The 6,132-nt window shown below is 62.4% G+C and carries 4 protein-coding genes and 1 pseudogene; all 5 read left to right on the forward strand.

What is annotated here, in order from left to right; translation table 11 throughout:
• Positions 1-793: glycogen/starch/alpha-glucan phosphorylase (locus EN994_RS14075; protein ID WP_164745912.1), on the forward strand; the 793-nt coding region annotated here is incomplete at its 5' end.
• A gap of 108 nt (positions 794-901) precedes the next feature.
• On the forward strand, positions 902-3,115 hold the full coding sequence (glgB, locus tag EN994_RS14080; RefSeq protein ID WP_013532700.1) for a 1,4-alpha-glucan branching protein GlgB: 2,214 nt from the start codon (positions 902-904) through the stop codon (positions 3,113-3,115).
• 52 nt (positions 3,116-3,167) lie between these two features.
• Positions 3,168-4,433 carry a glucose-1-phosphate adenylyltransferase gene (gene glgC, locus EN994_RS14085; RefSeq protein WP_013532699.1) on the forward strand — a complete coding sequence of 422 codons (1,266 nt, stop codon included), beginning with the start codon at positions 3,168-3,170 and terminating at the stop codon, positions 4,431-4,433.
• Positions 4,434-4,436: 3 nt separating this feature from the next.
• Positions 4,437-5,882 carry a glycogen synthase GlgA gene (gene glgA, locus EN994_RS14090; protein WP_013532698.1) on the forward strand — a complete coding sequence of 482 codons (1,446 nt, stop codon included), beginning with the start codon at positions 4,437-4,439 and terminating at the stop codon, positions 5,880-5,882.
• Between the two features lie 3 nt (positions 5,883-5,885).
• Positions 5,886-6,132 (forward strand): annotated as a pseudogene (locus EN994_RS14095) (alpha-D-glucose phosphate-specific phosphoglucomutase); the annotation flags it as partial.

The raw sequence follows: 6,132 nt of genomic DNA on the forward strand, positions 1-6,132 counted from the left end.
GATCAAGCGTATCCATGAATACAAGCGCCAGCTTCTGAATATCCTCGAGGCGATTGCCCTCTACGACCAGATCCGCTCGCATCCCGAGCGCGACTGGATGCCGCGCGTGAAATTCTTCGGCGGCAAGGCGGCGCCCAGCTACCACAATGCCAAGCTGATCATCAAACTCGCCAACGATGTCGCCAAGGTCATCAACCGCGATCCGGCCGTGCGCGGTCTGCTGAAGGTGGTGTTCGTGCCGAACTACAATGTCAGCCTTGCCGAGATCATGATGCCGGCCGCCGATCTGTCCGAACAGATCTCGACCGCCGGCATGGAAGCGTCGGGCACCGGCAACATGAAGTTCGCGCTGAACGGTGCGCTGACCATCGGCACGCTCGACGGTGCCAATGTCGAGATCAAGGAATGCGTCGGCGACGACAACATCTTCATCTTCGGCCTGACCACCGCCGAGGTCGCCGAGCGGCGCAACAACGGCTACGATCCGCGCGCCGTCATCGAAGGCTCGCCTGAGCTGGCGCAAGCGGTTGCGGCTGTTTCGTCAGGCGTCTTCTCGCCGGACGATCCGGAGCGTTACCGCGATCTCATCAACGGTCTCTACAACAGCGACTGGTTCATGGTTGCCGCCGATTTCGATGCCTATGCCGCCGCCCAGCGTGAGGTCGATGCGGTCTGGCGCAACAGTCCCGACTGGTACGCCCGGGCAATCCGCAACGTTGCGCGTGTCGGCTGGTTCTCCTCCGATCGCACGATCCGCCAATATGCGAAAGAAATCTGGAACGTGCCTGTCTGATGTGATTGCATGAGGCCGCAAACAATGTGGTCCCGGTGATGTGAATTTGAATGTTGGATTTACATCACTAGAAACAAACACTTGGTGCCCGGGGAGGGACACTGCCTGATGAAGAAGCCGCGCGCGACCGCTGCGACAAGCGGGCCGGATGGACTGGCGCCAGCCGGCGATGTTGCGGCGATTGTTGCCGGCACGCACGGAGATCCCTTCGCCGTCCTTGGTGTCCATGAGGTCGGCAAGAGCCTGTATGCCCGGTGCTTTGTTCCGAATGCCGAATTCGTCACCGCCTACACGCTGACCGGCACCATCGCGGGTGAACTGTCCAGGCGCAACGATGGCGGCTTTTTCGAAGGCAAGCTCTCGATCAAGAAGCGGCAACCCCTGCGCTATCATGCCAGGAACGCCGGCGGCGACTGGTGGCTGACCGATCCCTATTCGTTCGGTCCGGTGCTGGGCCCGATGGACGATTACTACATCGCCCAAGGCTCGCATCTCAGGCTGTTCGATAAGCTCGGCGCCCATGTCATTGATCACGAAGGCGCCACCGGAGTGCATTTCGCCGTCTGGGCTCCCAATGCGCGGCGCGTCTCGGTGGTCGGCGACTTCAACGAGTGGGACGGCCGCCGGCACACCATGCGAGACCGCCGCGACACCGGCATCTGGGAACTGTTCATACCCGACATCGGTGCCGGACGACCCTACAAATACGAGATCATCGGCCCCGATGGTGTGAGGCTGCCGCTGAAGGCCGACCCGTTCGCCTTCAAATCCGAACTGCGTCCGGCTACTGCTTCGGTCGTGGCGGTGCCGCCGGCGCACGAGTGGGGCGACGAGGCGCATCGCAATTTCTGGCGCAATGCCGATCACCGGCGAGAAGCCATCTCGATCTACGAGGTCCATGCCGGCTCCTGGCAGCTTCGCGACGACGGAACGTTCCTGTCATGGGACGAGTTGGCCGACCGGCTGATCCCCTATGTGGTTGAGACCGGTTTCACCCACATCGAATTCATGCCGATCTCTGAACATCCCTACGACCCGTCCTGGGGCTACCAGACGACCGGCCTTTACGCGCCATCGGCCCGCTTTGGCGACCCGGACGGCTTTGCCCGTTTCGTCGATGGCGCCCACCGCGCCGGCGTCGGCGTCATCCTCGACTGGGTGCCGGCACATTTCCCGGTCGACGCGCATGGCCTGGCCAATTTCGATGGCACCGCGCTCTATGAACATGCCGATCCGCGCAAGGGTTTTCATCCCGACTGGAACACCGCGATCTACAATTTCGGCCGCCGCGAGGTGGTGTCGTTCCTGGTCAACAATGCGCTGTTCTGGGCCGAGAAATACCATGTCGACGGTTTGCGCGTCGACGCGGTCGCCTCGATGCTCTACCTCGACTATTCACGCAAGGCCGGCGAATGGATCCCCAACGAGAAGGGCGGCCGCGAGAATCTCGAGGCGGTCAGCTTCCTGCAGAAGATGAACAAGGAGGTCTACGGCCATCATCCGGGCGTCATGACCATAGCCGAGGAATCGACCTCATGGCCGAAGGTCTCGGCACCGGTGCATGAAGGCGGCCTCGGCTTCGGCTTCAAGTGGAATATGGGCTTCATGCACGACACGCTGGAGTATTTCTCCAAGGAGCCGATCTTCCGAAAGCACCACCACAACGACCTCACCTTCGGCCTGACCTACGCCTTCTCGGAGAATTTCGTGCTGCCGCTCTCGCATGACGAGGTTGTGCACGGCAAAGGCACGTTGCTTGGCAAGATGGCCGGCGACGACTGGCAGAAGTTTGCGACGCTACGCGCCTACTACGCTTTCATGTGGGGCTATCCCGGCAAGAAGCTGCTTTTCATGGGGCAGGAGTTCGCGCAGCGCCGCGAATGGAGCGAGGCGCGCGCGCTCGACTGGAACCTGCTTGAATTCCGGCCGCATCGCGGCGTTTGGCAGACGGTGCGCGATCTCAACTATCTCTACCGTTCGCGCCCGGCGCTGCATGGCCGCGACTGCGAACCGGAAGGGTTTTCCTGGCTGATCGTCGACGACAGCCAGAATTCGGTTTTTGCCTGGCTGCGCAGCGCGCCGGGCGGCAGCCCGGTGGCCGTCATTTCCAATTTCACGCCGGTGCCGCGCGATAATTATCGCGTGCCGTTGCCGACATCAGGCAAATGGCGCGAGATCATCAACACCGACGCTTCTGAATATGGCGGTTCCGGCAAGGGCAATGGCGGCATGGTCGAGGCACGGGCGGAGGAAGGAAGCATCGCCGCGACGATGCTCTTGCCGCCGCTGTCCACGATCATGCTCGAGCTCGTCGCCGACTGAACCCATCGACACTGAGTAACATGTCGAGATCGAGTAACTTGGGAGGGTAGAAATGGCAGACTTGAAACGGACCCAGCCGCTGGCGCGCGATGCCATGGCCTATGTATTGGCCGGCGGCCGTGGCAGCCGCCTCAAGGAACTGACCGACCGGCGTGCCAAGCCGGCCGTCTATTTCGGCGGCAAGACGCGCATCATCGACTTCGCGCTCTCCAACGCGCTTAACTCCGGCATTCGACGCCTCGGCGTTGCCACCCAGTACAAGGCACATTCGCTGATCCGTCATTTGCAGCGCGGCTGGAACTTCCTGCGCCCAGAGCGAAACGAAAGCTTCGACATCCTGCCGGCCAGCCAGCGCGTCTCGGAAACGCAGTGGTATGAGGGCACGGCTGACGCCGTCTATCAGAACATCGACATCATCGAGGCCTACGGACCCGAATACATGGTCATCCTGGCTGGCGACCACATCTACAAGATGGACTACGAGATGATGCTTCGCCAGCACGTCGACGCCAATGCCGACGTCACCGTTGGCTGCCTCGAAGTGCCGCGCATGGAAGCCACCGGCTTCGGCGTCATGCATGTCGATGGCAAGGACAACATCATCGCCTTCGTCGAAAAGCCCGCCGATCCGCCCGGCATTCCCGATAAGCCGGAGTTTGCCTTGGCCTCGATGGGCATTTACGTCTTCAAGACCAAGTTTCTGATGGAGCAGTTGCGCCGCGATGCGGCCGAGCCGGGCTCGAGCCGCGACTTCGGCAAGGACATCATCCCCTATATCGTCCAGCACGGTAAGGCGATCGCGCACCGCTTCGCCAAGTCCTGCGTCCGTTCGACCGCCGAGAACGAGGCCTACTGGCGCGACGTCGGAACGGTCGACGCCTATTGGGAAGCCAATATCGACCTGACCGATATCACGCCGGAACTCGACCTCTACGACCGCGACTGGCCGATCTGGACCTATGCCGAATTGAAGCCGCCGGCAAAGTTCGTGCATGACGAGGATGGCCGCCGCGGTTCGGCTGTGTCTTCGCTGGTTTCGGGCGATTGCATCGTCTCGGGGGCTTCGCTGAAAAAAAGCCTGATCTTCACCGGCGCGCGCATCAATTCCTATTCGACGCTCGAAGAAGTCGTCATGCTGCCCGACGTTCATGTCGGCCGGAACGCAAAGTTGAAGCGCGTGGTCATCGACCATGGTGTTAGGATACCGGAAGGGCTGGTGGTCGGCGAAGATCCTATTCTCGACGCCAAGCGCTTCCGCGTTTCCGAAAAGGGCATCTGCCTGGTCACCCAGGACATGATCGACAAGCTGGGGCTCTGACGCATGCAGGTTCTGTCGGTCACGCCGGAAATTTTCCCGCTCATCAAGACCGGTGGGCTTGCCGACGTGACCGGCGCGCTGCCCATTGCCTTGGCGGCCAAGGGCGTGACCGTGCGCACGCTCATGCCCGGCTTTCCGACCGTCATGGCTGCCTTCAAGAAAAAGCGGGCGGTTCTGCAATACCCCTTGCTGCAGGGCGGCAAGGCCTCTGTCCATTCCGTCCAACTCGCCGGGCTCGAACTGTTCGTGCTCGATGCGCCGCATCTGTTCGACCGTCCCGGCGGCCCCTATGGCAATGCGACCGGCGTCGACTGGCCAGACAATTGGCGGCGTTTCGCGGCGTTGAGCCAGGTCGGCGGCGACATCGCCGGCGGCGCCATCTCGGGCTACCAGCCCGACATCGTGCACGCCCATGACTGGCAGTCGGCGATGACGCTGGCCTATATGCGCTATGGCAAGGCGGTCGGCGTGCCTTCGATGATGACCGTCCACAACCTCGCCTTCCAGGGCCAGTTCGGCGCCGGCATTTTCGGCGAGCTTGGCTTGCCGGCGGCGGCGATGGCGCTCGACGGCGTCGAATATTATGGTGGTGTCGGCTTCCTCAAGGCGGGCCTGCAGGCCGCCTGGGCGATCACCACGGTCAGTCCGACCTACGCGCAGGAAATCCGCTCGCCCGAATTCGGCATGGGCCTCGACGGCCTCATCAACATGCGCTCCAGCGATCTCCATGGCATCGTCAACGGCATCGACACCGGCATCTGGGATCCGGAAACCGACAAGCATCTGGTGTCCAACTACACGGGCAGCACGCTGAAGGCGCGCGCACCCAACAGGGCTGCCGTGGAGGATCGCTTCAGCCTTGAGCGCGATGACAGCCCGATCGTCTGCGTGGTCAGCCGCCTGACCTGGCAAAAGGGCATGGACATATTGGCGCTGGTGGTCGACGGCATTGTCGCGACGGGTGCGCGGCTCGCCATCCTGGGATCGGGCGATGCCGGTCTCGAAGGCGCGCTGCTTGCCGCCGCCGCCAGGCATCGCGGCCGCATCGGCGTCGTCGTCGGCTACGACGAGGGGCTGTCGCACATCATGCAGGGCGGCTGCGACGCCATCGTCATCCCCTCGCGCTTCGAACCGTGCGGGCTGACGCAGCTTTACGGCCTGCGCTATGGCTGCGTGCCGGTGGTCGCGCGCACCGGCGGCCTCGCCGACACGGTCATCGACGCCAATGAGGCTGCCGTCTCTGCCGGCGTCGCCACCGGCTTCCAGTTCGCGCCCAACAATGGCGGCGCCTTGCTGCACGCTATCCGCCGCCTCGTCGACGCCCATGCCAGTCCGACGGTCTGGGAATCACTGCAGCGCCAGGGCATGAAAGCCGATGTGTCGTGGGACAAGAGCGCGGAAAAATACGTCGAACTCTATCGTTCGCTGCTTTCGAAAAGGGTTGCCTGAAGCATGATACGGACCGTTCCCACCAAGCCTTATTCCGACCAGAAGCCCGGCACGTCGGGCCTGCGCAAGAAGGTGCCTGTCTTTCAGCAGGAGCACTATGCCGAGAATTTCATCCAGTCGATCTTCGACGCGCTCGACGGTTTCAAGGGCAAGACCCTGGTGATCGGTGGCGACGGCCGCTTCTACAACCGCGAGGTCATCCAGAAGGCCATCGCCATCGCAGCCGCCAACGGCTTCGGCAAGGTGATGG

Origin of the sequence: Mesorhizobium sp. M7A.F.Ca.CA.002.09.1.1 (assembly GCF_003998555.1) — a bacterium.
GTDB lineage: Bacteria > Pseudomonadota > Alphaproteobacteria > Rhizobiales > Rhizobiaceae > Mesorhizobium > Mesorhizobium ciceri.

Coding starts and splice junctions, on each gene's coding strand:
- glgA (WP_013532698.1), top strand. CDS start 4,437: ATGCAGGTTCTGTCGGTCACGCCGGAAATTTTCCCGCTCATCAAGACC.
- glgC (WP_013532699.1), top strand. CDS start 3,168: ATGGCAGACTTGAAACGGACCCAGCCGCTGGCGCGCGATGCCATGGCC.
- glgB (WP_013532700.1), top strand. CDS start 902: ATGAAGAAGCCGCGCGCGACCGCTGCGACAAGCGGGCCGGATGGACTG.